Source organism: SAR202 cluster bacterium (genome assembly GCA_016872355.1).
GTDB lineage: Bacteria > Chloroflexota > Dehalococcoidia > Lucifugimonadales > VGZY01 > VGZY01.
In genome coordinates, this window is sequence record VGZY01000120.1 from 1 (window position 1) to 3,863 (window position 3,863).

The window sequence follows — 3,863 nt, forward strand, 5'->3', positions numbered from 1 at the left end:
GAGCACCTGAACAAGGCCATGGCCAAAGCGGCCTGATCCACAGACGCTCTCCTGGTGAGATATCTTGCTGCCAATGGGCAGCGCCGGCGCTGCCCATTGGCAGCAAGGCGGAGCACTGTCCAAAAAAATCCGACGACAAAACGCTGAAAGAGCCAGAATCTCTATTGACTTCCAAGAGAGTCGCTGTAGGGCCGAGATAATCTCCTGGCTGGCCAGAGAATATTTCGCCCCTACAGGGCTAGGCGAAATATTGCGCCTCTTACCCAGGGCTACGTGCCTTCGCAGAGCCTTCGGCACTCCACCCTGGGCTTAGATAGCCCGCGCCTTCAGCGCTCCCCAAATCACCCCGCCCTATGGGCGTTCCGAGGTACCGTTGGCCCGCTGCGGCCGGGCTCTTCAGGGACAACGAGGATGCCAGACCGAATTAGTTGGAACGAGCTGCATTCTCTCGGCCCACGCCCTAATCGACTGCCCCTGGACCCTCAGACGATGTCCAGCTTCCATTGATAGAAATCTATCGGGAAGACGTCCGGGGCGAAGTGCGGGTAGCGCTCCGGGCCGAAGACCAGCTTGACGAGCTGGCGCTCCGTCAGGTCCAGCTTCCTGTTTTGGTACTGGAGGCGCCAGCCTGCGTCCCTCCGCTCCAGCGTGACCTCCGTTATGCCCAGCGTCTTGAACAGGCCGGGCGCGTCGAGAATGAGTATCATGCCGATGTACTCGGCGCGCATCGGGATGCCCAGGGTATCGAGAGTCCGTGGAAGGCCCGTGTTGGCCTCCGGTGTCTTCACCGCAAGCTCAATAGTTGCGCGGCTGGTCGGCGCGCGGGTCGTCGTGCTTTGATTGGGGTCGTCCAGCGCCTCGAATACGGCGCGGATGAGAGCTGCTACGTGGCTAGGCGAGCCGCCGTACTCCACCAGGGCGCCCTCGCGAATGCCCGCGTATGCCATCGGCCGGCCGCCTACCTTCGCGACGAACATTCGGTTGAGCCGGTGGTCAGCCAGCAGTCGGAAAAGCTCCGGCGACCGCAGGCAGATCAGGGGCTCGTGCTGGTGGAGAGCGATGATATCCGCCATGTCCGGCCGCCAGTCATCGGATATTTCCATGCCGTTGGGGCTGGGCAGCAGGCCGATGTTGCCGCGGTCGAACACATAACTCCTCTGCGTTCCCGCGCTCTCCCACCCGAACTTGCGATAATAGTCGTGCACAGTCGTGGTTAGCAGGGCGATGTGGTGGCCGTTGTCCTTCATCTTCTTGTGCGCGTCCAGCAGGACGGCCTCGCCCAGGCCGCGCCGGCGGTAGTCAGGAAGCGTGGCGAAGCAGTTGATGCCGCCGACGGATATGTTCCCACGCGGCGTCCGCACGGTCTGCGGGAAGATCGCAATGGTCGTGACAACCTTCCCGTCGTGCGTGATGACGCGGATATTCTCAAGGTTGTCCTGGTGGTAGATGTGCGACCAGTCGAAGCCGATGGTGGGGAGGCGCGTCGGTTGGCCGGCGGGTGTCTGGAGGTAGCGCATCACGTAGTTGGCGGTGTCCAGCACGCACGCCAGCTCGTATTTTCCACAGGCGCGTGGGCCTTCGAGCTCGGCGGTGATGCGGTCGGTGATTTGCTGAGTTGTCATAGGCTCCTGCGGCTAATCTAGAAGTTCTGGATGGTCGCGGACTTGAATGGTGGCTGTATCTGCTGCTGTGTCAGCGGGTAGGCGAGCTTCCTGTACACCTGCACGCGATATACGCCGAAGTCCGGCACAAACAGGCGCCTTTCGCTGTCAACCGCAACCGAGCGGGGCCACTGGAAGTACTTCTCCTGCTCCAGGTCGGACATCTCCCTCATGCGCTGCATCTTGACGTTACGGGTGAAGGCGCGATCGAGCTGTGATTTCGACATCACGGCGTCGCCACGGAACTGGTAGATGTACCTTCCTTCCGCGTTGAACATCTGGACGCGGTTGTTGCCCCAGTCGCACACATAGATATCGCCGTCCGTGTCCACCGCAACGTCGGACGGCCGGCTCATCTCACCCTTCCTGCTTCCCGGCGTCCCGATCGTCATTATCAGATTGCCCTTTGAATCGAATTTCTGGACGCGATCGTTGCGCCAGTCGGCGACATACAGGTCGCCGAGCTCGTCAACCTCCAGTCCCCACGGCATGTTGAGCCGGCCCGGCGCCTCCCCGTGCTCGCCGAACTTGCCCAGGAAGCGGCCGTCCTTGCTGAACTTCTGGACGCGGTGGTTGAGGGAGTCCACCACATAGACATTGTCGTCGGGGTCGAATGCGATGCCGGCGGGGCGGTCGAGCTCCCCGTCTCCGCTCCCGTGCCGGCCCCACGCGCCGATGAAGCGGCCGTCGCGGGCGTAGACGACGACGCGGTTGGCGCCCTCGTCCGTCACATAGATATCCTCATTGCTGTCCACGGCCATCTGGACCGGCCACTCGATGTGCTCTGGAGGATGCGGCTCGTCGCCACGGAGGCTGGCCTTGTATGACGGTTTGCGAAAGCCAAATCCCGGCACGCCGAAGCTGCCCAGGTCTTCATCGTCCAAATTGGTGATGTAGATGGGTCCCGAGTTCCCGCCGCACAGAACGTAAATGCGCCCCTCTTTGCCGAAGGCGACATCGTGCGGCATGCTGGTCGTCTTGAACTCCCCGATGGTCCGGTCGTAAGGGAACCCGGCGCGGAGCAGCGCGTAAGGGCGAGACATGGATTCCTCCCGAGAAATTACGAATTACGAATTACAAATTACGAATGTTCGGCGTTCGAGATCTTGTAATTCGTAATTTGTAATTCGTAATTTCACTATCCAAACTGGTATTCTCTGGTTGCGACGATAAGGCGCAGCAGGTCTGAAATTCGGTTGGCCAATTCCTCAGGATCCGGGCGGGCGGACCCCTGGGTCTCGGCGTGCCGGAGTAGGCCGGCGCGCGTCTGGTGGCTGACGGGCAGGGGACCGGCGAAGTCCAGGCAGCCCTCCACAAGGTCGGGCGGCGGCACGGGCCTTCTATGCGCTGCCAGCGCCAGCGCCAGGGCCTGGATGGCGGGCTTCGTGGGGTCGCTGACTTCATTGACTGCGAAGTTGACGCGGTTGTTGAGCGTGCCGCCGTCTATCCAGCCGGACCCTGTGATCCAGCCTTCCACCGTGTTGGGGTTCATCAGGCGCTGTCCCATTTTCCCGGCCTCCGTGCCGTAGTGGGCGAACTGCGGCGCAGGGAGCTTGTAGTCATCGAGCATCTTTATTACGCCGACGACCATTTCGGCCGGGCTCTTTACCCTCAGGAACAGGGAGTTCTTGAAGAAGTCTGAGGTGAAAAGCACTCTCAGGATGTGGCGCAGATCGCCGACCGAGTCCATGTACGCCTTGACCAGCGTGTCGATAGCTGCTGGGTTGCCCGGCGGGATCTCGTTCCAGGATGAGACAGGCGGCTCGTCCGCGACGAAGAACGTGTAGAGGTGGCGTGCGAAAAAGCGCGCGGTGGCCGGCTGGCGGGATATGATCTCCACGATGTCTTCTCCGTTGAGCCGCCCCGTGTGGCCCATAAACGTCTTTACGCCGTCGTCGTGGTCGTCCGCCCGGAACACGAACCTTGACGGGTAGATCTTGCCCGGGACGTTGGTAGTGAAGGTCCACCCAGTGAAGGCGCGGGAAGCGGACTTGATGTCCGCCTCCGTGTAGTTGCCCACGCCCATCGAGAATAGCTCAAGCAGCTCGCGGCCGTAGTTCTCGTTTATCTCCTCGCGATGGTTTTCGTTATTGTCCAGCCAGAAGAGCATCGCGGGGTCCTTGGACAGGCGTGTGAGGACGTTGATTACGCTGGTCATGCAGGTCTCGCGGAACATGTCGAGCTGGAAGTACGACGCCTGCG

At 61.4% G+C, this 3,863-nt stretch carries 3 protein-coding genes; all 3 read right to left on the reverse strand.

The genetic code is table 11. The features are described 5' to 3' along the window. Positions 1-482 precede the first annotated feature (482 nt). Positions 483-1,622 (reverse strand): GNAT family N-acetyltransferase, encoded by a 1,140-nt coding sequence (locus FJ319_14535; protein MBM3935482.1) that lies wholly within the window; start codon positions 1,620-1,622, stop codon positions 483-485. Positions 1,623-1,639: 17 nt separating this feature from the next. After that, positions 1,640-2,704 carry a hypothetical protein gene (locus FJ319_14540; protein MBM3935483.1) on the reverse strand — a complete coding sequence of 355 codons (1,065 nt, stop codon included), beginning with the start codon at positions 2,702-2,704 and terminating at the stop codon, positions 1,640-1,642. A gap of 95 nt (positions 2,705-2,799) precedes the next feature. Then, positions 2,800-3,863, reverse strand: a 1,064-nt coding sequence (locus FJ319_14545; GenBank protein MBM3935484.1) for a DUF1800 domain-containing protein, incomplete at its 5' end; no start/stop codon positions are given.